The 24,990-nt window shown below is 68.9% G+C and carries 26 protein-coding genes; 8 read left to right on the plus strand and 18 right to left on the minus strand.

The features are described 5' to 3' along the window. Nucleotides 1-57 precede the first annotated feature (57 nt). Both BM013_RS36485 and BM013_RS36490 read right to left on the minus strand, forming a co-directional pair. Nucleotides 58-567: a hypothetical protein gene (locus BM013_RS36485; protein WP_093134657.1), complete on the minus strand. Its 510-nt coding sequence runs from the start codon at nucleotides 565-567 to the stop codon at nucleotides 58-60. Next, nucleotides 564-1,547, minus strand: a complete 984-nt coding sequence (locus tag BM013_RS36490; protein WP_093134659.1) for a LysR family transcriptional regulator — start codon at nucleotides 1,545-1,547, stop codon at nucleotides 564-566. The genes BM013_RS36485 and BM013_RS36490 overlap by 4 nt, the downstream gene beginning before the upstream one ends. 95 nt (nucleotides 1,548-1,642) lie before the next feature. On the opposite strand from BM013_RS36490, the gene BM013_RS36495 reads away from it, so the two are divergent. After that, nucleotides 1,643-2,638, plus strand: a complete 996-nt coding sequence (locus tag BM013_RS36495) for an NAD-dependent epimerase/dehydratase family protein (protein WP_093134662.1) — start codon at nucleotides 1,643-1,645, stop codon at nucleotides 2,636-2,638. A 39-nt stretch (nucleotides 2,639-2,677) separates the two neighbouring features. On the opposite strand, the gene BM013_RS36500 is transcribed toward BM013_RS36495, so the two are convergent. The 5 genes from BM013_RS36500 to BM013_RS36520 all read right to left on the minus strand — a co-directional run bounded on the left by BM013_RS36500 (nucleotide 2,678) and on the right by BM013_RS36520 (nucleotide 7,080). After that, on the minus strand, nucleotides 2,678-3,637 hold the full coding sequence (locus tag BM013_RS36500; protein ID WP_218153724.1) for a glutaminase: 960 nt from the start codon (nucleotides 3,635-3,637) through the stop codon (nucleotides 2,678-2,680). 5 nt (nucleotides 3,638-3,642) lie between these two features. Then, nucleotides 3,643-4,551: a DMT family transporter gene (locus BM013_RS36505; protein WP_093134664.1), complete on the minus strand. Its 909-nt coding sequence runs from the start codon at nucleotides 4,549-4,551 to the stop codon at nucleotides 3,643-3,645. A gap of 155 nt (nucleotides 4,552-4,706) precedes the next feature. Then, nucleotides 4,707-5,222 carry a BON domain-containing protein gene (locus BM013_RS36510; RefSeq protein WP_093134667.1) on the minus strand — a complete coding sequence of 172 codons (516 nt, stop codon included), beginning with the start codon at nucleotides 5,220-5,222 and terminating at the stop codon, nucleotides 4,707-4,709. Continuing rightward, nucleotides 5,222-5,731: a flavin reductase family protein gene (locus BM013_RS36515; protein ID WP_093134669.1), complete on the minus strand. Its 510-nt coding sequence runs from the start codon at nucleotides 5,729-5,731 to the stop codon at nucleotides 5,222-5,224. Before BM013_RS36515 ends, BM013_RS36510 begins: the two co-directional genes overlap by 1 nt. Nucleotides 5,732-5,850: 119 nt before the next feature. Then, nucleotides 5,851-7,080 (minus strand): nucleoside recognition domain-containing protein, encoded by a 1,230-nt coding sequence (locus tag BM013_RS36520; protein WP_093134672.1) that lies wholly within the window; start codon nucleotides 7,078-7,080, stop codon nucleotides 5,851-5,853. 70 nt (nucleotides 7,081-7,150) lie between these two features. Here BM013_RS36520 and BM013_RS36525 point away from each other — a divergent pair, with 70 nt between their 5' ends. The 3 genes from BM013_RS36525 (at nucleotide 7,151) to BM013_RS36535 (ending at nucleotide 10,479) form a co-directional block, all read left to right on the plus strand. Continuing rightward, entirely contained in the window at nucleotides 7,151-8,734 is a 1,584-nt protein-coding gene (locus BM013_RS36525) for a phospholipase D family protein (protein WP_093134674.1), read from the plus strand. Nucleotides 8,735-8,846: 112 nt separating this feature from the next. Continuing rightward, nucleotides 8,847-10,016 carry an ABC transporter substrate-binding protein gene (locus BM013_RS36530; protein WP_093134677.1) on the plus strand — a complete coding sequence of 390 codons (1,170 nt, stop codon included), beginning with the start codon at nucleotides 8,847-8,849 and terminating at the stop codon, nucleotides 10,014-10,016. Between the two features lie 85 nt (nucleotides 10,017-10,101). Further along, nucleotides 10,102-10,479, plus strand: coding sequence for a hypothetical protein (locus BM013_RS36535; RefSeq protein WP_093134680.1), 378 nt, complete (start codon nucleotides 10,102-10,104; stop codon nucleotides 10,477-10,479). Between the two features lie 20 nt (nucleotides 10,480-10,499). Here the strand turns inward: BM013_RS36535 and BM013_RS36540 are convergent, their stop codons facing one another. The 8 genes from BM013_RS36540 to BM013_RS36575 all read right to left on the minus strand — a co-directional run bounded on the left by BM013_RS36540 (nucleotide 10,500) and on the right by BM013_RS36575 (nucleotide 18,341). Continuing rightward, a complete protein-coding gene (locus tag BM013_RS36540) occupies nucleotides 10,500-11,258 on the minus strand; it encodes an ABC transporter ATP-binding protein (RefSeq protein ID WP_093134682.1) in 759 nt (252 codons plus the stop codon). Further along, nucleotides 11,251-12,018 (minus strand): ABC transporter ATP-binding protein, encoded by a 768-nt coding sequence (locus BM013_RS36545; RefSeq protein ID WP_093134685.1) that lies wholly within the window; start codon nucleotides 12,016-12,018, stop codon nucleotides 11,251-11,253. The genes BM013_RS36540 and BM013_RS36545 overlap by 8 nt, the downstream gene beginning before the upstream one ends. Then, nucleotides 12,015-12,980, minus strand: coding sequence for a branched-chain amino acid ABC transporter permease (locus BM013_RS36550; protein WP_093134687.1), 966 nt, complete (start codon nucleotides 12,978-12,980; stop codon nucleotides 12,015-12,017). The genes BM013_RS36545 and BM013_RS36550 overlap by 4 nt, the downstream gene beginning before the upstream one ends. Continuing rightward, nucleotides 12,977-13,837: a branched-chain amino acid ABC transporter permease gene (locus BM013_RS36555; RefSeq protein ID WP_093134690.1), complete on the minus strand. Its 861-nt coding sequence runs from the start codon at nucleotides 13,835-13,837 to the stop codon at nucleotides 12,977-12,979. The genes BM013_RS36550 and BM013_RS36555 overlap by 4 nt, the downstream gene beginning before the upstream one ends. A gap of 55 nt (nucleotides 13,838-13,892) precedes the next feature. After that, nucleotides 13,893-15,086, minus strand: a complete 1,194-nt coding sequence (locus BM013_RS36560) for an ABC transporter substrate-binding protein (protein ID WP_256220178.1) — start codon at nucleotides 15,084-15,086, stop codon at nucleotides 13,893-13,895. A gap of 108 nt (nucleotides 15,087-15,194) precedes the next feature. Then, nucleotides 15,195-15,518 (minus strand): 2Fe-2S iron-sulfur cluster-binding protein, encoded by a 324-nt coding sequence (locus BM013_RS36565; RefSeq protein ID WP_093134695.1) that lies wholly within the window; start codon nucleotides 15,516-15,518, stop codon nucleotides 15,195-15,197. Between the two features lie 16 nt (nucleotides 15,519-15,534). Beyond that, a complete protein-coding gene (locus BM013_RS36570) occupies nucleotides 15,535-16,986 on the minus strand; it encodes a glutamine synthetase family protein (RefSeq protein WP_093134698.1) in 1,452 nt (483 codons plus the stop codon). 23 nt (nucleotides 16,987-17,009) lie between these two features. Beyond that, nucleotides 17,010-18,341, minus strand: a complete 1,332-nt coding sequence (locus BM013_RS36575) for an aromatic ring-hydroxylating dioxygenase subunit alpha (protein ID WP_093134699.1) — start codon at nucleotides 18,339-18,341, stop codon at nucleotides 17,010-17,012. 262 nt (nucleotides 18,342-18,603) lie between these two features. Between BM013_RS36575 and BM013_RS36580 the strand changes: the two genes are divergently transcribed. Both BM013_RS36580 and BM013_RS36585 read left to right on the plus strand, forming a co-directional pair. Next, the gene (locus tag BM013_RS36580) at nucleotides 18,604-19,338 is read left to right on the plus strand and encodes a GntR family transcriptional regulator (protein WP_093134702.1); all 735 of its coding nucleotides are present in this window, start codon (nucleotides 18,604-18,606) and stop codon (nucleotides 19,336-19,338) included. Nucleotides 19,339-19,441: 103 nt separating this feature from the next. Then, a complete protein-coding gene (locus BM013_RS36585; protein ID WP_093134704.1) occupies nucleotides 19,442-20,059 on the plus strand; it encodes a TetR/AcrR family transcriptional regulator in 618 nt (205 codons plus the stop codon). Between the two features lie 18 nt (nucleotides 20,060-20,077). Here the strand turns inward: BM013_RS36585 and BM013_RS36590 are convergent, their stop codons facing one another. Next, on the minus strand, nucleotides 20,078-21,601 hold the full coding sequence (locus BM013_RS36590; protein ID WP_093134707.1) for an amidase: 1,524 nt from the start codon (nucleotides 21,599-21,601) through the stop codon (nucleotides 20,078-20,080). Nucleotides 21,602-21,707: 106 nt separating this feature from the next. Further along, complete coding sequence (locus BM013_RS36595) at nucleotides 21,708-22,514, minus strand: metallophosphoesterase (RefSeq protein WP_093134710.1); 807 nt, start codon at nucleotides 22,512-22,514, stop codon at nucleotides 21,708-21,710. A 126-nt stretch (nucleotides 22,515-22,640) separates the two neighbouring features. On the opposite strand from BM013_RS36595, the gene BM013_RS41505 reads away from it, so the two are divergent. Continuing rightward, complete coding sequence (locus BM013_RS41505) at nucleotides 22,641-22,814, plus strand: hypothetical protein (protein WP_165941317.1); 174 nt, start codon at nucleotides 22,641-22,643, stop codon at nucleotides 22,812-22,814. 12 nt (nucleotides 22,815-22,826) lie between these two features. Here BM013_RS41505 and BM013_RS36600 read toward each other — a convergent pair whose 3' ends face one another. Then, a complete protein-coding gene (locus tag BM013_RS36600) occupies nucleotides 22,827-23,807 on the minus strand; it encodes a LysR family transcriptional regulator (protein WP_093134713.1) in 981 nt (326 codons plus the stop codon). A 123-nt stretch (nucleotides 23,808-23,930) separates the two neighbouring features. On the opposite strand from BM013_RS36600, the gene BM013_RS36605 reads away from it, so the two are divergent. Next, nucleotides 23,931-24,473, plus strand: a complete 543-nt coding sequence (locus tag BM013_RS36605) for a hypothetical protein (RefSeq protein WP_093134717.1) — start codon at nucleotides 23,931-23,933, stop codon at nucleotides 24,471-24,473. The last annotated feature ends 517 nt before the right edge of the window (nucleotides 24,474-24,990 follow it).

The following is a 24,990-nucleotide window of genomic DNA, read 5'->3' on the forward strand; positions in this document are numbered from 1 at the left end:
CGCTCAGCGCGGCTATCTCGCGGTCCGCGTTCAGCGCGACTGCCTTGTGGCCCGCGCTCAGCGCGGGCGTGCGTACTCCGACTCGATCCACGCGGTGGCGCTCGACGCCGTGAGCCTGAACGCGGGCGACACGTTCACGCTGGCGAGTTCCGTGTCGTCGGCGTCGTCGTATGCGGTGAGGGTGGCCGAGGGGTTGTCCTCGTCGGGCACGATGGCCAGCGTGACGCGCACGCGCTGGTCGTTGCGCGCGGTGACGGTCACGCTCTTGTTGAGCGTGGCGTGCAGGTGCTGCTCGTGGCGGCGGATGACTTCGGCGGCGGTCTTCACCAGCGTGGAGAAGGCGGGGCCGTCCAGCGGCTTGGGGTTCTTCTTGTCGCGGCCCATGGTCCAGGGGCCGACGAGCGCGGGCTCGGGGTCGCCCTGGCGGGTCATCTCGACGGCCCAGCCGTCGTCTTCCTCGTTCTTGATGACGCGGGCGGTCCACAGGCCGTCGCGCCAGAGGCGGGCCTCCCGCAGGGGAAGGGAGTCGGAGTCGGTCGGTTCGGTCGGATCGTTGAGGTCGGTCATTCGGTGGTGTGTGTTCTTGCGCGGGCCATTTTCCCCTGTGCGCCGGCTGCTTCGGGCGCGCCAACGTACTGTTGCAGTCCGCCGGCCAGCGCGTCGAAGGCGGCGCGGCAGCGCGGGCTGTGGCGCAGGTCCTCGTGCATGGTGACCCAGGTGTCGAGCTTCATCGAGAAGGCGCGCGGCAGCAGGCGCACCAGCGCGTCGCTGCGCCGGGCCAGGCCGACCTGGCAGATGCCGATGCCCGCGCCCGCGCGGATCAGCGCGAGCTGCGCCAGGTCGCTGTCGGTGCGCAGCGAGAAGGCGTCGCGGGTGTAGCCGGGCAGCGCCTTGCCCGCGCTGCCCGCGCTGCCCGCATTCGCCGCCTTGACCGCATCGCGCACGAAGGCCGACGGCTGGTCGTAGCCGATCACCGCATGGCCGGCCAGCTCCTCCAGCTTGCGCGGCGTGCCGTGGCGCGCCAGGTAGTCGCGGTGCGCGTGGAAGGCCAGTTCGATGTGGCCGATGCGCCGCGCCACCAGTTGCTCCTGCTTGGGGCGCACCATGCGCACCGCGATGTCGGCCTCGCGGCGCAGCAGGTCCTGTACGCGGTTGGTCAGCACCAGCTCGACCTTCAGCGCCGGGTGCGCCTCGCGCAGCCGCGCCACGATGGGCGGCAGCACCTCCACGCCGATCACCTCGCTGGCCGACACCCGCACCACGCCGCGCACGCCCGTGCCGTGGCTGCTGGCGGCGCGCTCCAGCGAGGCGGCCGTGCTTTCCATGGCCTCGGCGTGGGTCTGCAAGGCCAGCGCCACCTCGGTGGGCAGCAGGCCGACCTGCGAGCGCGTGAAGAGCACCACGCCCAATGCCGCCTCGAGCGCGGCCACGTGGCGCCCGGCCGTGGGCTGGGTGATGCCCAGCGCGCGCGCCGCGCCCGAAAGAGAACCCTCGCGCAGCACGCCGAGGAAGGAGCGGTAGAGCTCCCAGCCGATGTTCGAAGTCATACGGAAATGTATAGCTGCTGGCTCATGTTCGGCAATTCCAATGCAACCTCGCCCAGCCCAGAATTCATCCATCGACACCTTTTCAGGAGCACTTCATGGCACGCAACGACACGGTTCTGGTTCTGGGCGCAACGGGCGGCATCGGCGGCGAAGTGGCGCGCCAGCTGCGCGACGCCGGCTGGGAGGTGCGCGCACTGAAGCGCGGCGCGACCGAAGGCCGCCGCGACGGCATCAGCTGGCTGGCCGGCGACGCGATGGACGCACAGGCCGTGCGGGAGGCCGCCCGGGGCTGTGCGGTCATCGTGCATGCGGTCAATCCGCCGGGCTACCGCCGCTGGTCGGAGCTGGTGCTGCCGATGCTCGACAACACCATTGCCGCCGCCAGGGCCGAAGGCGCGACCGTGGTGCTGCCCGGCACGGTCTACAACTTCGGCCCCGACGCCTTCCCGCTGCTGGCCGAGGACGCGCCGCAGCACCCGCTCACGCGCAAGGGCGCGATCCGCGTCGAAATGGAGAAGCGGCTGGAAGACGCGAGCCGCCAGGGCGTCCGCGTGCTGATCGTGCGCGCCGGCGACTTCTTCGGACCGAAGGCCGGCAACAACTGGTTCTCGCAGGGGCTGGTGAAGGCGGGACAGCCGGTCAAGGCCGTGAGCTACCCGGGCCGCGCCGGCGTCGGCCACCAGTGGTCGTACCTGCCCGACGTGGCGCGCACCATGGTCGAGCTGCTGGCGCGGCGCGACCGGCTCGAGCCCTTCGCGCGCTTCCACATGGCCGGCCACTGGGACGCCGACGGCACGCGCATGAGCGGCGCCATCCGCAAGGTGGCGGCACGCCACGCGCAGGGCGGCGGCGCAGCGGTGCGCGTGTCGGCCTTCCCGTGGTGGCTGCTGACGCTGGCCTCGCCCTTCGTCGCCACCTTCCGCGAGATGCGCGAGATGCGCTACCTGTGGCGCACGCCCGTGGGCATGGACAACGCGAAGCTGGTCGCCTTCCTGGGCCGCGAGCCGCACACGCCGCTCGAAGAGGCCGTGGAGGCGGCGTTGGAAGGCATGGGTTGCCTGGCCGCCGCACCGGCGGTGGTGGCGGCCTGATCCGTCGGCGCATCGGCGCGATCGGCGCGATCGGCGCGATCAGAACACCGACAGCCCCGTGCGCGCCACGAACATCTCGAGCGCCTTCATGCCCAGCAGCGAATTGCCCGTGGCGTCGAGCGCGGGCGACCACACGCACAGCGTGAGCTTGTCGGGCACCACCGCCACGATGCCGCCGCCCACGCCGCTCTTGCAGGGCAGGCCGATGGAAAAGGCCACGTCGCCGGCCGCGTCGTAGGTGCCGCAGGTGAGCATCAGCGCGTTGATGCGCCGGGTCTGCCGCTCGCCTGTGATCTCGGGCTCGCCGTCCAGCGGGTGGGCACCGTCGCGGCACAGGAAGGCCGCGGCGCGCGCCAGCTGGCGGCAGCTCATGCGCAGCGCGCACTGGTGAAAGTACGTGTCGAGCACGCTGGCGACGTCGTTGTCGATCTTGCCGAAGCTCTTCATGAAGTTGGCCAGCGCGATGTTGCGAAAGCCCGTGTCGGCCTCCGACTGCGCCACCTCGTCGTCGAAGCCGATGGGCTCGCCGCACAGGCTGGTCATGAGCGCGAGGATGTCGGCCTTGGCACTGTGGCCGTTGTTGCCGTTGTCGCCGTTAGCCAGCGCCTGGCTCACCAGCCGGTCGGCCACCGCGATGGCGCCCGCATTGATGAACGGGTTGCGCGGTTTGCCCTGTTCGTTCTCCAGCTGCACCAGCGAGTTGAACGGGTTGCCCGACGGCTCGCGGCCGATGCGCTCCCACAGCGTGTCGCCCATGCGCTGCATGGCGAGCGTGAGCGTGAACAGCTTCGACACGCTCTGGATCGAGAACGGCGTCTCGAAGTCGCCCGCGCCGGCCTCCTCGCCCTCGCAGGTGCGCAGCGCAATGCCGAACTGGCGCGCATCGACGCGCGCCAGCGCCGGGATGTAGCTGGCAACGGTGCCGCCCTGGCCGAGTTGCGGGCGCAGGGTGGCCGCGATCTCGTCGAGCACCGGCTGGAATTTCATGGTCTGGGTCATCGGGTTCATGCCGTGCGTTGTACCGCGGGCCGCCGGTTCACCAGCACGATGCCCACTGCGACGCCCGCCAGCGCCACGACCAGCTGCGCCGTGAGCGGCTCCTTCAGCAGCACCACGCCGCACACCAGCGCGAACACCGGCGTGAGGAAGGTGAAGGACGACATCTGCGTGGCCGGGTAGTGCCGCAGCAGCCACATCCAGGTGAGGTAGCTGGCGAAGGCGCCGATCACGGTCTGCAGGCCGATCGAGCCCCAGGCCGCCGCCGAGTACGCAAAGCCCCAGTGCTCGCCGAGCGCGAGCGACAGCAGCGGGCACACCGCGGCCGTCACGGCGACTTGGTAGAACAGCGTCTTCTCGGCGCTGGCCGTGGCCAGCCGCGTGGTGCGCAGCGTGAGCGTGGTCAGGCCCCACAGCGCGCCGGCCGCCAGGGCCATGGCGTCGCCGATGAGCTGCGACGAGCTCATGTGGCCGAAGCCCTCGCTGAACGCCAGCACCACGCCCGCGAACGCAATGAACAGCCCCAGCCACTGGAAGCCGCGCAGCCGCTCGGCCGGCACCCAGCGCGGCAGCAGCAGCGACACCCAGAAGGGCGCGGTGTAGAGAAACACCGTGAGCCGCGAGGCGCTGGTGTGCTGCAGCCCCAGGTAGATGCCCGCGAACTCGCCCGAGAACAGCAGGCCGGCCAGCAGCCCCGGCCACAGCGTGCCGTCGCGCGCGAACAGCGGCACGCCGCGCCACACGCACCACAGCCACAGCAGGAAGGTGGCGCCCACCATGCGGATCGAGGCCTGCCACATCGGCGGCACCTCGGCCACGGTGGTCTTGATGAGGATCTGCTGCAGGCCCCAGAAGGCGCAGCAGGCAATGAGCAGGCCGATGGCGAGGCTGTCGAGGTGGGTCTTGCGCTGGATCATTTGGCGGTCAGTCAATCGCGGCGCGGGGCCGTCAATTCGTCCGATGATCGTATCGCGGCGCCGGGCGTGCCGTGTGACGGCGTGGGCACTGCGCGCAGCCGCGGTATTTCGCCCCGCGCGGCCAGCGGGTGGCCGGGGGGCGGCCTACCTCGGGCCTACCTCGTGGCCACGGGGTAGGGCGGCTTGCCCCGCGTGCCCACCATCAGGTCGGGCACCACCGCCTCCACGTCGGGCAGCGCGCGCGCCGCGCGCTCGAGCTTGCTCGCCAGCGCCGCGTTCGGCACGCAGCCCTGCAGGTACACCCAGCGGCGCTGCACGGTCACCCAGACGCTGCCCTTGTCCACGCCCGGCACGGCCCGCAGCGCGGCGCGCACCTTGGGGGCCAGGGGCTTGTCGTAGCGGTAGGCGTTGCTGTCGGTGCACTTGCCGGCCAGCCAGCAGCTGGTGCCGCGCTCCAGCCGCGAGTGGGTCTGCAGGCGGCGCTCCTCGGCCGTGTAGAACGGCCCCTCGGGCACGGCGCAGGCCGGCAGGCCCGCGGCCACCTGGAAGAACGGGTCGTCGAACCAGTTCTGCTTGACGGGCTCGATCGGCTCGCGCGGTGCCGCAGCTTCCTGCGCCATGCCCGCCTGTGCGGCAAGCAGCAGGACGAGCAGGAGCGCAGGGCGGGCCATTACAAGGGGTGTTCGGTGTAGAAGCGCCCGCCGTGGAACAGCAGCGGCGAGGCGCCCGCGTCGTGCGTGCAGCGCTCCACCTCGCCCACGAAGATCACGTGGTCGCCTTCGTCGTAGCGGCTGCGGTTGAAGCACTCGAAGCTGGCCGCGGCCCCCGCCAGCACGGGCGCACCGCCGATGCCTTCGGTGAAGGCCACGTCGGCCCAGCGGTCGATGTTCTTGGTGGCGAAGCGCTCGGCCAGCGCCTTCTGGTTGGCCGCCAGGATGTTCACCGTGTAGTGCGAGCCGGCGCTCAGCGCGGGCATGGAGCCCGCGGCGCGCGCGAGGCTCCACAGCACCAGCGGCGGCGCGAGCGACACGGAGTTGAAGGAGTTGGCCGTGAGGCCGACCAGCGTGCCGTCGGCCGCGCGCGCGGTGACGATGGTGACGCCGGTCGCGAACGTGCCGAGCGCTTCACGAAACTCGTCGGGTGAAAAGGAGGGCGGCTGGGCCCGTCGGGGAGTGGTCACTGAAAAAGGCAGCAAGGGCTTGGAGGGCAGAGGGCCATTTTGGCTCAGCGACCCGGGGGCTGCTCGGCGGGGCTCATCGATCGGGCCGCAAGCCGGTGAAAAGGCAGTGGCCCCGCCATCTATCCGAAGAACCAGTAGCACACCGCCACGGCCGCCACCACGCCCGCCAGCTCGGCCAGCAGCGCGCAGGCCACCGCATGCCGCGCGCGCTGGATGCCGACCGCGCCGAAGTACACCGCCAGCACGTAGAAGGTGGTCTCGGTGCTGCCCTGGATGGTGGCGGCCACCAGCGCGGGGAAGCTGTCGACGCCCTGGCTCTTCATGGTCTCGATGAGCATCGCGCGCGCCGCGCTGCCCGAGAACGGCTTGACCAGCGCGGTGGGCATGGCGTCGACGAAGCGCGCGTCGAAGCCGCCCGCGCTCACCAGCCAGCGCAGGCCGTGAAGCACGAAGTCCAGCGCGCCCGACGCACGCAGCACGCCGATGGCGCACAGCATGGCGACCAGGTACGGCAGCAGGTTCTTCGCGATGTCGAAGCCTTCCTTCGCGCCTTCGACGAAGCACTCGTAGACCTTGATGCGCTTGAAAGCCCCCGCCAGCAGGAAGCCCACGATCACGCCGAACAGCGTGAGGTTGCCCAGCAGCGACGACAGCGACGCGATGGCCGCCGCCGACAGGGTGCCCAGCAAGGCCATGAAGCCGCCCAGCAGCAGCGCGCCGGGCAGCAGGTAGGCCAGCACCACCGGGTCCCACAGCCGCAGGCGCTGCGCCAGCGCCACCGTGAGCAGCCCGACCAGCGTCGAGGCGCTGGTGGCCAGCAGGATTGGCAGGAACACCAGCGTCGGGTCGCCCGCGCCCTGTTGCGCGCGGTACATGAAGATGGTGACCGGAAGCAAGGTCAGCGACGAAGCGTTGAGCACCAGGAACAGGATCTGCGCGTTGGTGGCCGTCACCGGGTCGGGGTTGAGCCGCTGCAGCTCGCGCATGGCCTTCAGGCCGATAGGCGTGGCGGCGTTGTCCAGCCCCAGCGCGTTGGCCGCGAAGTTCATGGTGATGAGCCCGAGCGCCGGGTGCCCGGCGGGCACGCCCGGCATCAGGCGCCGGAAGAGCGGCCCCAGCAGCCGCGCGAGCCAGCCCACCAGCCCCGCGGCCTCGGCGATGCGCAGGAAACCGAGCCACAGCGTGAGCGTGCCGAACAGCAGCACCATCACCTCGACCGCCAGCCGCGCCATGGTGAACAGGCTCTCGACCAGCGCCGCGAACACGCCCGGGTCGCCCCCGACGAGCCACCGCGCGAGCGCCGCGAGCGCCGCCATCCCGAAGAAACCAAGCCACAAGCCGTTGAGCACGCTTCTTTTCCTTTTTTGCGGGCCGATCATAGGCCGCCATTCCGGGCCGCCGCGAGCTACAGTTCGGGCCATGCGCGCCGTCAACTTCCGCCGAACAGCCGCCCTGGCACTGGGCGCAGCCACCCTCTGGCTGGCCGGTTGCGCGAGCCTGCCGCCGCCCCGGCCGATGCCGGTGGTCACTGCGCTTTCCGCCACGGACGTGTCACAAACCGAACTGGCGCAGCTCGCGGCCAAGGGCACGCCGGGCGGCTCCACGGCGCTGTCGGGCTTCCGGCTGCTGCCGGAGGCGGCCTTCGCGTTCGATGCGCGCATCTCGCTCGCCCGTCACGCCGAGAAGTCGCTCGACGTGCAGTACTACCTGATACAGAAGGACGACGTCGGCCTGCTGTTCCTGAAGGAGCTGCGCGAGGCCGCGGCCCGCGGCGTGCGCGTGCGGCTGCTGGTGGACGACCTGTACACCGGCGGCGAAGACGAGGTGTTCAGCACGCTGTCGGCGTTCCCCAACATCGAGGTGCGCCTGTTCAACCCGCTGCCCTCGCGCGCCAGTTCGCTGTCGGCGCGGCTCCTGTTCTCGCTGACCGACTTCGGCCGCATCAACCACCGCATGCACAACAAGCTGCTGGTGGCCGACAACAGCTTCGCGGTGTCGGGCGGGCGGAACATCGCCAACGAGTACTTCATGCGCAGCACGGCGGCGAACTTCATCGACATGGACGTGCTGTCCAGCGGCCCGGTGGTGCGCCAGATGTCCGAGGGCTTCGACCGGTACTGGAACAGCGAGCACGTGCGCCCCATCGAGCAGGTCGCGCCGCAGCGCCTGCCGGTGGAGGAGGCGCAGAAGCGCTTCGACGCCATCGCGCGCACGGCCGTGCCCGACGTGGCCATGCACCAGCGCGACGTGCTCAACAGGCCGCCGGTGGGGCAGGAGCTCATCACCGGCAACGTGGGGCGCTACTGGGCGCCGTCCACGCTGTTCGTGGACTCGCCCGAGAAGATCACGCGCAAGCCCGACGCCGCCTACGAAGGCAGCGTGACCGAGGGCGCGCTGAACGTCATCAACTCGGCCAGGCGCGAAGTGAAGATCGGCTCGCCGTACTTCATTCCGGGCGCGCACGGCATGGCCATGATGAAGAAGGCCATCGAGGGCGGCGGGCGCATCACGGTGGTCACCAACTCGCTGGGCGCCACCGACGAGCCGCTGGCCTATGCGGGCTACGAGCGCTACCGCGCCGACATGCTGAAGATCGGCGTCACCATCTACGAGATCGCGCCCACGCTCACCGGCCGCTCGGGGCGCTTCGGCGACTTCGGCAAGTCGATCAGCCGGCTGCACGCCAAGCTCGCGGTGATCGACGACGACCGCTTCTTCGTGGGCTCGATGAACCTCGACCACCGCTCGGCCGCGGTCAACACCGAGATGGGCCTGGTCATCGACAGCCCGGAACTGGTGCAGGACTACGACAAGCTCATGGCCGGCGACCGCGTCAACCTCGGCTACCGGCTGCGCCTGGGTCCCGACGGGCGGCGCGTGCAGTGGCTGGAGTACGACGACGCCGGCGGCGACATCGTGCACGAGGACGAGCCGGGCGAGTTCCTCTGGCTGCGCTTCAAGAACTGGCTGCTGCTGCCCATCGTGGGCGAGGAACTGTTGTAGGCAGCCTACCGGCGGGCGCGCTTTGTCATCTCCGGAGGGGGTTAGTGCATTACATTTCCGGTAGAAATGTAAACTTTTGTCACTGCCCCTTGAGGCCCCTGGAGACTTCGACATGACCGTTCCCGTGCCGCGCGAGTCCATCTCTGCGCTTTCGCCGCTTTCCACCAGCCGCCGCCGCGCATTGACCGGGCTGGCCACCGCCGCGGCCGCCGCGGGGCTGGGGTTTCCGGCGTTCGCGCAGGCACGTTCGGTGCGCATCGGCGCCACCTTCGACAACAGCAGTGTCGAGAAGGCCAACGGGCAGGGGCTGTTCCAGGGTTCGAGCGCGTTCTTCGCGGCGCTGAACAAGGCCGGCGGCATCAACGGCACCAAGGTCGAGCTCGTGATGGCCGACGACACCTTCAAGCCCGACGTGGCCAAGGCCAACGCGCTGGCCTTCGAGAAAGACAGCGCGGTGCTCGCGCTGCTGCATCCGCTGGGCACGCGCCAGACCTCGGAGGTGATGGACGCGGTGCCCGGCATGGCCGTGGTGGGCCCCAACACCGGCACCATCTCGCTGCGCAAGAAGAATTCGCCCAACACCTTCTGGGTGCGCGCCAACTACGACCAGGAAGTCGACAAGCTCGTGAGCACGGCCGCCGTGCTGGGCCAGACCCGCATCGGCCTCGTGCATTCGGAAGATCCGCTGGGCCAGTCGGTGCTGGCGGCCTTCAAGAACGCGCTGGCCAAGGCCAAGCTCGAGCCCGCGGTCATCGCGACCACGCCCAACACCACCAGCATGGAAGTGGGCCCCGCGGCCGCCGCCATCGCCAAGGCCAAGCCCCAGGTGGTGGTGGTCGGGCTGGCCGGCACGGCGCCGGTGTTCCTGAAGGCGCTGCGCGAGGCGGGCAACAGCAGCTCGGCCTACGGCCTGTCGATCACGGCCAGCGCGCTCGCGGCCATGGGCGACCTGGCCAAGGGCCTGGGCTTCGTGATCGTGGTGCCGTCGCCGTACTCGACCAAGTTCGAGATCGTGCGCCGCTACCAGGCCGACATGCTGGCCAGCGGCGTCAAGGAGTTTTCGCTGCCCAGCCTGGAGGGCTACATCGACGCCGCCGTGCTCGCCGAAGGCATGCGCCGCGCGGGCGGCACGCTCACGCGCGCGTCGGTGATGTCGGGGCTCGCGAGCATCGAGAACTTCGACCTCGGCGGCCTGAAGATCCATTACGGGCGCACCAACCGCGAAGGCGGGCAGTTCGTGGACGTGGCGGTGATCGGCAGCCGCGGGCAGATGCTGAGCTGAGCCGGCGCTCCCCCGGGGAGCGTCTGCGGATACCTTGGCAAGGGCCGCGCTCTGCGGCGGGGGTGCGCCGGTACAGTGCACGCCCATGGACCTCGACTTCCCGCTGTTCAACGGCCTCCTGCTTCTCGGCTTCGGGAGCTGTGCGGCGCTCGCCCTGGCGGCCTTCCTGTTGTGGCAGCGGGCCGTTTCACGGGGCCGCATCGGCGCGCTGGGCGCGAGCCTCGGTTATGCCCTGTGCGTGGCCGCGGTGCCGCTCGGCGTGTGGTGGAGCATCCGGGCCTTCCTGGAACACCTGCCGGCAGATAAGCCGTCGTTCTGGACGCACCTGGCGGACATCAGCGTGGCCTTCATCCTCTTCGCGTGCCTGTGGATGTCCTGGGCCGTGGCCTTCGTCGTCGCGTGCCTCGCCGCGTGGCGCTTCACGGTCTGTTCGAAGCGGCTGGGGCGGCAACCCCGGGCCTGAGACCTGAGACCGAAGTCGTTTCAGCCGGCCACGCCCTCGGCCACGTCCGTGGTCGCGTCTTGCGCGATCCCCACGCCCAGCAGCCCTTCGAGCAGGCCCCGGTCCGCCGCGAGCGCCGCGCTCGGCCCGGCATGCACCACGGTGCCGCGTTCGAGCACGATGGCCTTGTGCGTCATCTCCAGCGCCAGCACCGGGTGCTGCTCCACGACCACCGAGGCCAGGCCTTCCGATTCGCACAGCCGGCGGATCGCCGCGGCCAGCTCCTCCACGATGATCGGCGCGAGGCCTTCCATCGGCTCGTCGAGCAGCAGCAGCCTGGGGTTGGTCATGAGCGCGCGGCCGATGGCCAGCATCTGCTGCTCGCCGCCGGAGAGCTGGTTGCCGTAGTTGCCGCGCCGCTCGCGCAGGCGCGGAAAGAACTGGTACACGCGCTGCAGGTTCCAGGCGCCGAAGCGCGCGATGACGGTGAGGTTCTCTTCGACGGTGAGCGAGGGGAACACCTCGCGCTCCTGCGGCACCCAGCCCAGCCCGGCGCGCACGCGCTGGTGCGAGGGCCAGCGCGTGATGTCCTCGCCCTGCCAGCGGATGGCGCCCTGCATCACGCGGGTGTTGCCCATGAGCGTCTCGAGCAGCGTCGTCTTGCCCACGCCGTTGCGCCCGAGGATGGCGAGGCTCTCGCCCTGCTGCAGCGAGAAGCCGAGGCGGTTGAGCACCACGGCGTTGCCGTAGCCGGCGGTGACGCCGTCGAAAACGAGTGCGGGCTTGGCGGTTTCAGCCATGGTGGTGCGAGCTTCCCAGGTAGACCTCGCGCACGCGCGGGTCGGCGCCGATCTCGGCGGGCGTGCCTTCGGTGAGGATGCGTCCGCCCACCAGCACCGAGATGCGGCGCGAGAAGCGGAAGACGAGTTTCATGTCGTGTTCGATGAACAGAACGCTGATGTCCTGCGGCAGCGCCGCGATGGCTTCGAAGAGTTCGCCGCTCTCGTCCTCCGGCACGCCGGCGGCCGGTTCGTCGAGCAGCAGGATGCGCGGCCTGGCCGCCAGCGCCAGCGCGATCTCCAGCAGGCGCTGCTTGCCGTAGGCCAGCTCGGCCACGGGCACGTCGGCCAGGCTGTCGAGCCGCAGGGTGCCCAGCAGCGCATGCGCCTCGTCGAACACCGCCGTGCAGCCCTTCAGCGGCCGCCACCAGGTGGCGCCCAGCCCTTCGCGCTCGCTGATGGCCAGCACCACCGACAGGAGCGGCGTGAGGCTGGGGAACAGCGTGTTGATCTGGAAGGTGCGCGCCAGTCCCATGCGCGCGCGCTTGTCGCTCGACAGGCGCGTGATGTCGCGATCGCCCATGTGGATGCTGCCGCTGGTGGGCTTGAACACGCCCGTGAGCAGGTTGATGAGCGTGGTCTTGCCCGCGCCGTTGGGGCCGATCAGCGCCTGCCGCGCGCCGGGTTCGAGCGACAGCCCGACCTCGCTCACGGCATGGAAGGCGCCGAAGTGGATGCCGAGGTTTCGCGTGCGCAGCGTGTGCGTGGTCGAGCCGCTCATCGCGCCTTGCCTCCCGTGCGAACCAGGCGCGAGAGCGCGCCCATGATGCCGCCGCGGCCCAGCATGACGGCCGTGATCAGGAAGATGCCGAGCCAGAACATCCAGTACTGCGGGTTCATGTCGGCGAACCAGTCGTGCACCAGCATGTAGACGATGGCGCCGATCATGCCGCCGTACAGGCGCCCGGTGCCGCCGAGCACCAGGATGATGAGCACTTCGGCCGAGCGGTTGAAGCCGATCGACTCGATGCCCACGAACTGCGTGGTCTGCGCCAGCAGCGCGCCCGCGACGCCGGCCACCGCGGCCGAGAAGGCGTAGGCCATGCGCAGGCGCGCTTCCACCGGCGAGCCGATGGCCAGCATGCGCTTGCGGCTGTCGTGGATGCCGCGCAGCGCCAGGCCGAAGGGCGAGCGCAGCACCAGCCGCACCAGCAGGAACATCGCGAGCACCACGCCGAAGGCATAGCAGAAGGCGGTCTTGCCGTAGAGATCGAAGTCGAAGAAGCCCAGCACCGGTGCAATGACCACGCCCTGCAGGCCGTCGGTGCCGCCGGTGATGCCAGACAGGCGGTTGGCCACCTCGAACAGCAGCACGCACACGCCGATGGTGATCATCAGCCGCGTGAGGTCGGCGCCGCGCACCACCAGGTAGCTCAGCACGTAGCCCAGCACGCCGCACACCGCGAGCGCGAACAGCAGGCCGGTGAAGGGCTCGCTCCAGCCGTACTTGGCGAGCAGGCCGGCCGCATAGGCACCCGCGCCGAAGAAGGCCGCGTGGCCCACGGTGAGGATGCCCGCGTAGCCCAGCGCCATGTCGAGCGACACGGCGAACAGGCCGAAGATCATGACCTGGCTCATCAGCGTGAGCTTGTCGGGCAGCAGGAAGAAGCACGACGCCAGCGCGAGCCAGAAGGCGGCTTCCGCGATGCGCAGCTGCGCGGGGGAAACGGTCAGCGCTTTCATGCGAGCCCCTTCTTCGCGACGATGCCGTTGGGCCGCACGAGCAGCATGACGATCATGAAGACATAGATGAGAAAGGCGCCCGCCTCGGGCAGGTAGTACTTGCCGGCCACGTCGACGATGCCCACCAGCAGCGCCGCGATGAACGGCCCGGTGACGGTGCCCGCGCCGCCCACGCACACCACCATCAAGAAGTAGACGAGGTACTTGAGCGGGAACGACGGCTCCAGTCCCAGCATGCCCAGGCTCAGCGCGCCGCCCAGGCCCGCCAGGCCGCAGCCCAGCGAGAAGGTCAGGAAGAACAGGCGCTGCACGTGGATGCCGGTGCCGCCCGCCACGCGCTGGTTGTCCACCGCCGCGCGCACCATCGCGCCGTAGCGCGTCTTGCCCAGACCCAGCAGCAGCGCAAGCAGAACGGCCACGCCGCAGACGATCAGGAACAGGCGGTAGCGGCCCACCTCCAGGCCCAGCAGCGACACCTGGCCGTCGAGCATCGGCGGCAGCGTGAAGGGCTGCATCGTGGGGCCGAAGAAGTAGGTGAAGGCGGCGATCGACACGAACACCACGCCGATCGACAGCAGCACCTGGTCCAGCGGGTGCGCGCGGTACAGCCGCCGGTAGAACGCGAACTCCAGCACCGCGCCCACCACGGCCGCCGCCACGAAGGCCGCCGCCAGCGACAGGCCGAAGCCCAGGCCGAAGTGGTTCATCAGCACGCTGGCCGCATAGCCGCCCACCATCGCGAAGCTGCCGTGCGCGAGGTTGACGAAGTTCATGAGCCCCATCGTGATGGACAGGCCCACGCCGATGAGGAACAGGAGCATGCCGTAGGCCACTCCATCGAAGATCACGATGCCCATGAATTTCCTGCTTGCTGCTTTCTGCGTGCTGGCTGGCGGACGGAAGGTGTCCCGGTTACTTGGCCGCGGCGGCTTCCTTCGCCGGGTCCTTCACGCGGTCGAACTTGTCGAACTCCACGTTCACCAGCTGGCCGTTCACGCGCTCGGTCTTGCGGATGTACACGGTCTGCACGATGTCGCGCGTGGCCGGGTCGATCTCGATGGGGCCGCGCGGGCTCTCGAAGCTCAGGCCCTTGAGCGCGTCCATGAACTTGTCTCCGGTGGTGTCGCCCTTGGTCTTGGCCAGCGCGAGGTCGATGGCGGCCATGGCGTCGTAGGCGGTCACGGCGAAGTAGCTCGGGCGCAGCTTGGCGCCGTTGTCGGCCGCGAAGTCCTTCACGAACTTCTGGTTCTTGGCCGAGGGGTGAGCGAACGAGTAGTGGTGGCTGGTGACCAGGCCCAGCGCCACGTCGCCGGTGGCGTCCAGGTAGCTGTCGTCGGTGGCTTCGCCCGTGGCGTACAGCTTGATGCCAGCCTGCTCCATGCCGCGCTCCTTCCACACCTTCAGGAAGGCCGGCGGCATCACGCCCGAGGGGAAGAAGAAGAACACGGCCTGGGGCTTGGCGTCCTTGATGCGCTGCACGTAGGCCGAGAAGTCGGGGTTGTTCATGGGCGTGCGCACCTCGCCCGACACCTTGCCGCCGCCGGCGGTGAAGGTCTTCTTGAAGGCGGTTTCGGCGTCCACGCCCGAGGCGTAGTCGGCGACCACGGTGTAGGCGTCCTTGATGCCTTCCTTGAGCATGTAGCGCGCCATCGGGTCGGTGACCTGCTGCACGGTGAACGACAGGCGCGCCACATAAGGCGAGCTGGTGGTGATGGCCGAGGAGGCGGCGTTCATCACGATGGTCGGGATCTTGGCCTGCGTGGCGATGGCGCCCACGGCGTAGGCGTTGGGGCTGAAGTCCAGGCCGGTGAGCACGCTCACCTTGTCGCGCACGATGAGCTCCTGCGCGATGCGCTTGGCGGCGTCGGGCGCGGGGCCGGCGGTGTCCTTCTTGATGATCTCCACGGTGCGCCCGCCCACCTTGCCGCCGTGCTCCTTCAGGTACAGCGCGATGCCGGCGTCGAACTGGCGGCCGTAGTCGGCGTAGGGGCCGGAGTAGGTGGCGATAAGGCCGATGCGCAGCGGCTCGTCGGCGGCCTGGGCCGTGGCGCCCAGCAGGCCGAAGCCGGCCAGCAGCAGGGTCGAGAGAACGGTTCTCTTGGTCATCGTCGTCGTCATGGGAAAACGCCTTTCAGGTGGAATGAACGCGCCCCCTCGGGCGCTGCTGTCGTGTAACCGGATGTGCAACGCGGGCGATGATGCCCGAGCCGCGCTTCAAACCTGGGTATCGGGCACGTGCACCGTGAGGCCATCGAAGGCCGCGGTGACCGTGAGCTGGCAGCTCAGCCGGCTGCCGGGCCGGCGCTCGGACGCCACGGCCTCGAGCAGCGCGCTCTCCATGTCGTCGGGCGGCGGCAGCAGGCCGATGAAGGCGTCGTCCACGTAGACGTGGCAGGTGGCGCAGGAGCAGCAGCCGCCGCACTCGGCGTCGATGCCGCGCACGTTGCCGCGGATGGCGGTCTCCATCACGCTGGCGCCGACCTTGGCGTCGACCTCGCGCGTGGTGCCGTCCTTGAGGATGTAGTGGATCGTGGGCATTCTTGTGGAGGCTCGTTCAGAACATGTCGAAGTACTCGCGGTGTTCCCACTCGCTGACTTCGAGGTTGAAGCGGGCGATTTCCGCTTCCTTGATGTGGCAGAGGTAGTCGACGAAGGTCTTGCCCATCTGCGTGTTGAGCATCTCGTCGCGGCGCAGGCAGGCCAGCGCATCGCCGAGCGAGCGGGGCAGTTGCTCGGCCGGCGTTTCGTACGGCGCATCGGCGGAAGGGCCCGGGTCGGTCCGGTTCCCGATGCCGTCGAGGCCGGAGAACAGCTGCGACGCGAGGTACAGGTACGGGTTGGCCGTCGGCTCGCCCACGCGGTTCTCGATGCGCGAGGCGTTCTGCCCCACGCCGCCGAGCACGCGCAGCATCGCGCCGCGGTTGTCCTTGGCCCAGATCGCGCGGTCGGGCGCCAGCGAGAACGGGCGGTAGCGGCGGTAGCCGTTGATGGTCGGGCTCGCGAGCGCCGCGGCGCCGCAGGCGTGCGCCTTCAGGCCGCCGAGGTAGTGCATGCCGATCTCGCTGAGGTGCTGGCCCTCGGCCTCGGGCATGAACGCGTTCACGCCGTCGCTCTTGCGGCGCAGCGACTGGTGCAGGTGCCAGCCGCTGGACATCACGTTCGGGATCTTCGGGCGGCACATGAAGGTGGCGTGCAGGCCGGCGCGCTGGCAGATCTGCTTGATGGCGCTGCGCAGCAGCACCATGGTGTCGGCGGGCGTCACGCCGGCGGTGGGGCCGAAGGTCAGCTCGAACTGGCTCGGGCCGAACTCGATTTCCAGCGAGCGCAGCGGCAGGCCCAGCGCAATCAGCTGCGAGCGCAGCAGCTCCATCAGCGTGTCGACGCGGTCGTAGCGCAGCTCGGTCAGGTACTGGTGGCCGTGCGACAGCAGCGACACGCGCGGCGGCTCGCCGGGCTGGCCCGAGTCGGCCAGGCCCATGCGCGCGTCTTCCAGCTTGAAGACGTGGAACTCCACCTCCAGGCCGGCGATGAAGTCCAGCCCCAGCGCGTCGAGCTGGCGCACCGCGCGCTGCAGGATCTGCCGGGTGGCGAAGGGGCAGGGCTTGCCGTCGGCCATGTAGGCGTCGCACAGCACCCAACCGGTGCGCGGCGACCACGGCAGCACCTTGAAGGTGGCGGGGTCGGCCACGACGGTGAAGTCGGCGCCGCCCTGCAGGCCTTCGATGGCGAAGCCGCCGTTGGCGCTGAACACCGGGAACACGGTCTTGTGCGAGGTGTCCTTGGCCAGCAGGGTGGAGGTGAGGTTCACGCCCTCCCACAGGGCCGAGCGCGCCTCGGTGGCGACCAGCGTCTTGCCGCGCAGGATGCCGTGCTGGTCGGGCCAGGCGAAGCGGACGAGGTCGACCTCGCCGCTGTCGATGCGGCGCACCAGTTCCCTGGCCTGTGCGTGCTGGTCGTCGGACCACAGACCGAAGCGGTCGACGAATGTGTGGCTCTTGGTGCTCATGGCGTGCGTGCGGTGAGCGGGGTTCAGGCGGCGAGCCGTGCCGAGGCCCAGTCGGACTTCAGGCGGCGCGCGCGGTCGGCCTCCTGCCAGTAGGTCTCGGTGGCGGCCTCGTCGCTGACGTGGCCGATGCCGTCGATGGACGGCGGCCCGGTCATGGCGCTGGCCTGCGTGGCGTCGATGAGCATCGGCGCGGTCTCGCCGGCCAGCGTGGCCTCGATGGCCTTCACCAGCACGCGGCGGTAGGCAATGATGCCCTTGTCGGTGCTGCCCAGGTGCTCGCGCGTGCGGTCTTGAATGGCGCCCTGCGACTCCACCGCCCACTGGTCGTGCACGTTGATGTCGTCGCCCATGCCGGTGTAGGTCTCGGTCAGCTGCTCCGCGATGCTGAAGCCGTAGTTGTTGCGCTTGTTCTTGCGCGAGGTGTAGTCGGGCAGCTCGTAGAGCTTCAGGCGCTGGTCGCGCATCTGCTGCTTGTCGACCGGGCCGGTGAAGCTGGTGAAGACGGCGTACCAGTAGCAATGCGTGTCGTCCACCGGCACGTGCCACTGCGAGATGGTCATCTCCGCGCTCATCGGGATCACGAAGGCCTGCGGGAACACCACGTTCGTCACGCGCACGTGGGTGGTGTCTTCGCTCAGCTTGCGCAGGGCCTTCAGGCGAAAGCCGTAGTCGGTGGGCTCCACGCTGATGTCGGGGCGGTCGTACTCGCGCAGCACCTTGGTGATGGGCATGTCGGAGTCGGCGGAGGCGCCGCGGAACTGCTTGCCGTAGCTTTCCGAGGTGTCCGCGTCCTCGAAGAAGCGGTGCAGGTACGAGGCGTGCGCGGGGTCGATGCCCACCTCGAGCGCCTGCAGCCAGTTGCACTCGAACAGGCCCTTGAAGGCGAAGGTGTGGCTGTCGGGCGCGACGAAGCAGTCGAAGTCCGCAAAGGCCGGGGGCTCGCCCTCGCCGATGTACGCGAAGACCACGCCGGCTTTCTCGACCACCGGATAGGCCGACTGCTTGATGCGGCTGCACAGCTTGCTGGTGGCGGGCTCGGCCGGGGTTTCGAGGCAGTTGCCCTTGGCGTCGAAGAGCCAGCCGTGGAAGGCGCAGCGGATGCCGCCGTTTTCGAGCCGGCCGAAGGCCAGGTCGGCGCCGCGGTGCGGGCAGTCGCGGTCGAGCATGCCGAGCTGGCCGCTCTCGTCACGGAACAGGACGAAGTCCTGCCCCATGAGCTTCACCGGCTTGACCGGGCGCGGGCCCGCCAGCTCGTCGGCCAGGGCCACCGGCTGCCAGTAGCGGCGCAGCAGCTTGCCTGCGGGCGCGCCGGGTCCGACGCGGGTGAGGAAATCGTTCTGCTCTGCGCTGATCATCGTGCGGGCTCCATCGTGGGTGCTGTGGAAAGAGGCTTGCATCCATTGCATGCAACTGTATGCATTGTCTTGGTGATCCTCGATCCAGGTCAAACTTTCATCGGCCAATCTGCCCCGAAATGGGGCTTGCAACGCCTTTGATCAGGGTAAATGCTGACTGTGACGTGTGTTTTTCACACTTGCTTGCATCAAGTGCATGCAACAACCGAGCCAGCCTAAATTGGCTGCGTGCAATGCCGGGCGCGTCTCCTAAAATCGCCCGATGGACTCCCAACAATCCCGCGTGCTCGTGCAACTGCGCGACCTGATCCTCAAGGGCGAATTCGTGCCTGGAGAGCGGCTGGCCGAGATCCCGCTCGCCGAGAAGCTCGACGCCTCGCGCACACCGGTGCGGTTGGCCCTGACCAGCCTGGAGCACGAAGGCCTGATCGAGCAATCGCCCAGCGGCGGCTACCAGATGCGCCGCTTCACGTCGCAGGAGGTGGCCGACGCGATTCGCGTGCGCGGCGTGATCGAAGGCTTCGCGGCGCGCCTGCTGGCCGAGGACGGTGCGTCGCGCCAGCTGCTGCGTGACCTGAAGGAGTGCCTGGACGACGGCGACCGCGCCGTGAACAAGCCCAGCATGGAAATCGACGACTACGCGGCGTACGTCGAGATGAACGACCGCTTTCACAAGCTGATCGTCGACGGCTGCGGCAACCTGGCGCTCAAGCGCGTGATGGACATGCTGGGCGGCCAGCCCTTCGCCGCGCCCAGCGCGATGCTGCCGATGCAGTCGTCGATGGAAGAGGGCCAGCAGTGGATGCGCCAGGCGCACCGCACGCACCACGCGATGGTGCAGGCCATCGAGCGCGGGCAGGGCTCGCGGGCGCAGGCGCTGGGCGAGGAGCACGTCGAGATCGCGCGCATGAACCTCGACTACGCGCTGGAGCGGCCCGAACTCGCGGCCGAACTGATGCCCGGCATCCGACTGGTGTCGAAGAGCCGGGCGAGCTGATCGCCGCGAGCAACCGGGTCGAACTCGCCGGTCTGTAAAAGACTGGCCGGTATTTCGGTGTTCACGTCGTCTGGTTGGCGACGCCCGAGACTAGAATTTCCGCATGAGTGCCACTGCCCCCGCCAAGACCTCGTTCAAGGAACAGATGCTGCAGGCCCGCGAAGAGGCCATCGTGCAGACCGCGAACCGCCTGCTCGCCGAGAAGGGCTTCGAGTCGATGACGGTGGACGAGGTGGCCGCCGCCGTCGGCATCGCCAAGGCCAGCCTCTACAAGCACTTTCCCAGCAAGGAAGACCTGGCCGCCGCGGCCATGGTGCGCATCATGCAGCGCACCCTCGACTTCCTGGCCTCGGTGCCGGCGCAGGACAAGCCCGTCGACAAGCTGCGCGCCGTGGTGCGCTGGGCCATGCAGGTGCAGTTGGCTGGCGAGATGCCGTCGCTGCCGCACCAGAACTCCACCCTGCGCGCCACGCTGATGAACAACCGCGGCTACCTCGACCGCCTGGTGACCATCAGCGACAAGCTCGGCGGCTGGATCCAGGCGGCGCAGGCCGACGGCTCGCTCGACCCGAAGCTGCCGGCCATCGCCGTGCTCTACACCTTGTTCGCGCGCGCCTGCGATCCGGTGCTGGGTTTCCTGAAGGCCGGCGGGCTGCAGACGGACGAGCAGATCGTCGACCTGGTGCTCGCGACCTGCTTCGAAGGCATCGCCGCGCGCTGAGCGGCTTGCGCCCGCGCCTCAGCTGCTGAGCGCGCGCCGCGGCGTCACCACCGCTTCCACCGCCGCGCCCACGGCCAGCAGGCGGTGGTCGGTGTTGCCGATGCTGGCCACCATCAGCCCGACCGGCGCCGTGCCCGCGTCGTGGCAGGGCACCGAGAGCGCACAGCCGTCGAACAGGTTCACCACCGAAGGGTTGCGCAGCATGCGGGCGTTGATGCGGTAGTACGTGTCGTCGTCCTTCACCACCTCGGCGATGGGCGGCGCGGTGTCGGGCGTGGTGGGCATCAGCATCGCGTCGTAGCCGGCGGCCGCGGTGTTGATCGAGCGGATGAACTGGCGGCGCAGCGCCAGCAGCTGCAGGTAGTCGGGCGCGGTGATGGTCTCGCCGGTCTTGATGCGGGCGAGCACGCGCGGGTCGTATCGGGCGGCGCCGTTCTTGATGAAGTCGCGGTGCCAGGTGAAGGCTTCGGCCGCGGTGATCATGCCGCGCGGGTTGATGGTCGGCGCCTTCGCGAACTCCGCCATCGGCAGCTCGGTGACCGTGGCGCCCGCCGCCGAGAGCTTGGCCAGGGCCGACGCGAAGGCCGCGGCCACCGCCGGCGACAGGTCGTCCTGGAAGAAGGTCTTGGGCACCGCGAAGCGCAGGCCCCGCAGCGGCAGCACGCGCAAGGGGCGCGGCAGCTCGGCGGCCAGCACGGCGTCGAGCAGGGCGCAGTCTTCGACCGTCCATGCCATCGGGCCGGCGGAGTCGAACGAGGTCGACAGCGGCATCACGCCGTCCAGCGGCACGCGCCGCTGCGTCGGCTTGAAGCCCACCAGCCCGTTGAGCGCGGCCGGAATGCGCAGCGAGCCGCCTGTGTCGGTGCCGATGGCGCCGGCCGCCATGCCGTCGGCCACCGAGATCGCGCCGCCCGAGGTGGAGCCGCCCGGGATGCGGCCGGTGGCGCGGTCGAAGACGTTCTTCGGCGTGCCGTAGTGCGGGTTGACGCCCAGCCCGGTGTAGGCGAACTCGACCGTGTTGGTGCGCCCGACGATGATCGCGCCGGCCCGGCGCAGCCGCTCGACCACGATGGCGTCGCGCGCCGCGGGCGGCTGGCCGGCCAGCACGACCGAGCCGCCGAGCGTGGTGATGCCGGTTTCGTCGAACAGGTCTTTCAGCGAAATCGGGATGCCGGCGATCGGCGAAGCGGCGGGGCGGCCGGCCTTGCGTTCGGCGTCCAGCCGCGCGGCGGTGCTGCGGGCCGTGTCGGCGTGCACGCGGATGAAGCTGCGCGCGCCTTCGCCCGCGGGGTTCTGGATGGCGGCCAGTGCTTCTTCCACCAGCTGGCTGCTGGTGAGCGTGCCGGCGGCGAGGCGGCGCGCCATCTCGGCCATCGACAGCTGGCCCATGGCCTTGCCGGTGCTTGTACCTGTACCCATCCCCGTGCCGTCCCCCGGACCCTGGGCGAACGCCCGCGAGCAGATGCCGAGCAGCCCGGTGGCCGCGGCGGCGCCCGCGGTCTGTTTCAGGAAGGTGCGTCGTTGTTCTTGCTGTTGCGTCATGGCGCTCTCTCCTCCATCGGTGAGATGGTCTCGAACCAGTCTACACAGCGGTCGCGGCGCGCACGTTGCCGGCCGTTACGGTGTTACCGGTCGTGGCGCCGTCGGTTCAGCGCACGTCGATCAGCAAGTGGGGCTTGAAGCCTTCCTGCTCGCCGTTTCGCGCATAGCCCAGCGGGTTGGCCACGACGCGGCAGCCGTTCTTCACGTAGTCGGACGGGCAGTGCAGGTGGCCGTGCAGCCACAGCCTGGCGTGGGGCAGCAGCTCGTCGAGCGCATTGCAGAAACCGGCCGTGCCGGGCGTCAGGCCGTAGCGCGGATCGCCGCTGTCGAGGCTGGGCGCGAAGTGGGTGATGGCCACCGTGGTGCCGTCGAAAGGTTCGGCCAGCGCCTGCGCGAGCCAGCCTTGGCAGGCCAGTCCCTGCTCGCGAAGCTGTTCGGCGAGGAAGAGCTTGCCGTTACGCATGGTGGCTGCTTTTTCAAGGTAGAAATCGGCTGCGCGCATCGCCTTGCCGCGTTTCTTCAGCGCCTCGCCCAGGCTGTCGGTGGGTTCGGCCAGCGCGTCGAAGTCGGCCCAGAGCGTGGTGCCGACGAAGCGGATGCCCCCGATGACGCGGGTCTCGCGCTCGAGCCAGAGGATGTCGAGCTCCTCGCAGAGGGAGCGCAGGCGGTCGTGGGTCTCGTCGAAGTCGAGGTTGTCGTACTCGTGGTTGCCCGGCACGTAGATCACCGGGGTCGGCCAGCCGTTGCGCGGCGAGAAGCGGCCCAGGCCGAAGTCGGTCTCGGTCAGCCGGGAGCGTTGCTGGTAGGAGCCGATGTCGCCCGCCAGGATCAGCATGTCGGCGCCCGGGACGGGCTCGGCATGGAAGCGGGGATGGGACTCCAGGTGCAGGTCGGACAGCAGTTGCAGCTTCATCGTCGGGGCAGTCTAGGTGAATTGCCCCATGCATGAAGCGCATAAGGTTGAGCTTGTTTTACTAGGGATAACCCTTATTCTTGAAGCATCAACCACTCAGAGCACGGCCACAAGCCGCGCAACACCATGTTCAGCCTCATCGCCCAAGTGGCCCGTTTCTTCCGTTCCTCGACCGCCACCGCCCCGGCCAGCCATGCCGCCGCGCTGATGGAAAGCGCCGACATGCGCGCCGGCCGCGGTGCGCACCACGCGCAGGAACTGCGCGCAGCCGCCAGCGCCTGGCTCAGCGTCGTCCGCTGATCCACCTTTCGGTCAATCGGGCACCTTCTGCCCGAGGACCGAGCCGGCGAAAGCCGCGGCTGCGGAGCGCAACAGCGCCGTGCGCAGCCACTCATGTGCGTGCCCATGCTGGGCGCGCCGATGCCAGATGGCATCCACGTGCACCGGCGGCTGGTCGAACGGCAGGTCGCGCAGCACCAACTGGTCGTCGATGCCGGTCACGGTCACGAAGTGGCGCGGCAGCACGGTCAGCAGGTCCGAGTTGGCGACCACCCGGCCCGCCGTGAAGAACTGGTTCACCGTCACCACGATGCGCCGCTCGCGCCCCATGGCGCCCAGCGTCTGGTCGATGAAGCCGTAGGGCCGCCCCGAGAAACTCACCAGCAGGTGCCGCGCCGCGCAGTAGTCGTCCAGCGTGAGGGGCGCCTTGGCCAGCGGGTGGTCCCGCCGCATCACGCATACATATTGACCCAGGTAGAGCCGCTGGGTCTCGAACGCCACCCCCACGCCGGACTGCCCGCGCGCGGCGAGGCTGGCGATCACCGCCGGGAAATAGCCGATGGCCATGTCCACCTCTTCCAGCTCGAGCATGCGGCGGGGGTCGCGCGTGGTCAGCGGCAGCACGCGCAGCGAGATGGCGGGCGCCTCGGTTTCTGCGATCTGCACCAGCCCGGGAATGAGCTCGGCCGCCGTGGCATCGGCCATGGCCAGCAGGAAGGTGGTGTCGGCCGTGCCGGCGTCGAATTCACCAGGCGCCAGGGTGTGCTGCAGCAGGCGAAGGGCGTCGCGCACGGTCGGCCACAGAGCCAGGGCACGGGGCGTGGGCTCCACCCCGGCGCCTGAGCGCTTCACCAGTTCGTCTCCCAGCACCTCGCGCAGGCGGCGCAGCGCATTGCTCACGGCCGGCTGCGTGATCGACAGGTTGCGGGCGGCGCGTGTGAGGTTGCGCTCTGCCATCACCTCGTCGAAGACGCGGAGCAGGTTGAGATCAAGCGTGCGAAAGTTGACGTCCATCAGTGATGTGAATGATAAACATCAGAAAGATAAAGTGGAAACGCACTAGGGTAAGCCCTAATATCACTGCATCGGCCTTGTTCGCCACCACTGATTACCACCGTTCCTCAGGAGGGACACATCATGACCAGCTTCGTTCACGTTGACCAACCTACCGTCCACCCCGGCGTCCGTCGCGCCGAAGTCCTGTTCGGCCAGATCCAGGCCGCCCGCGCCGGCGCCAATGGCGCCCGCCCGCTGATCGCCCTGCTGATCATCGCCATTGCCGCAGCCGTGCTGGTGGTGACCGACTCGCTCGTTTCCAACTGGAACGAAGGCGGCCTGCTCGCCGTGTGGACCGTGTTCTGCCTCGCCGCGATCGCCTTGTTCGCACTGTTTGCCGGCTCGGTCCGCGAAAGCAGCATCGGCGCTGCCTTGCGCGCTGCTTCCCAACGCCGTGCAGCTGCACGTGCCGACGCCCGCTTCCTGGCGACCGCCCAGAGCGACCCGCGCGTGATGCAGGAACTGCAAGCCGCCATGTGGCGCCAGCAGGAGCAAGGCACCGTGGACGCCGCCGACGTCGCCAAGATCGACGGCCTGGCCCGCATGAGCGCCCGTTCGCAGGAAGTGCGCATGCCCACGCTGTACGAAGCAATGCGCCGCATGAACAGCTCGCGCTATTATTAATAAGCAAGCGACCTGCTGGAATCAAAAGCCGCCTTTGGGCGGCTTTTTTATTGCCGGTTCCAGTGAACGGAAGTGAGAAGGCTTGGTGTGGCGCTCTTCTATTAGTAGGACCAGGTGCTCGCCAGGGAAACAGCTTGCTTCTATTGAGGAGAGCAACGGCTTGGAACGATAAAAAGTTTGCTGTTCGTTGACCGAAGTGTCGAAAACTGTGCATAATCGAGGGCTCGGCTGACAGCGCATCGCAAGATGTTGCAGCGATCAGGCTCTTCGGGGCGAGCTCTTAGGAGTTGATTGTGTGGGTTGAGAAAAAGGTCTTCGAAAGTTGACGTTGTTTGAAAAAACAGTGCATAATCGAAGGCTCCGCTGAAAAGACTTCAGCAAAACGCGATGAGAGTTGCGGATTGCGGAAAGAAAAGAAAGCGAAAAAAGTTTGACGGTACTTAAAAAATCGTGATAGACTACAAGGCTTCGCTGATCGCAGCAAAGCAAACGAAGACAACGACAAGTTGCTTCGGTG

This window comes from Variovorax sp. OK605, assembly GCF_900115445.1.
GTDB lineage: Bacteria > Pseudomonadota > Gammaproteobacteria > Burkholderiales > Burkholderiaceae_C > Variovorax.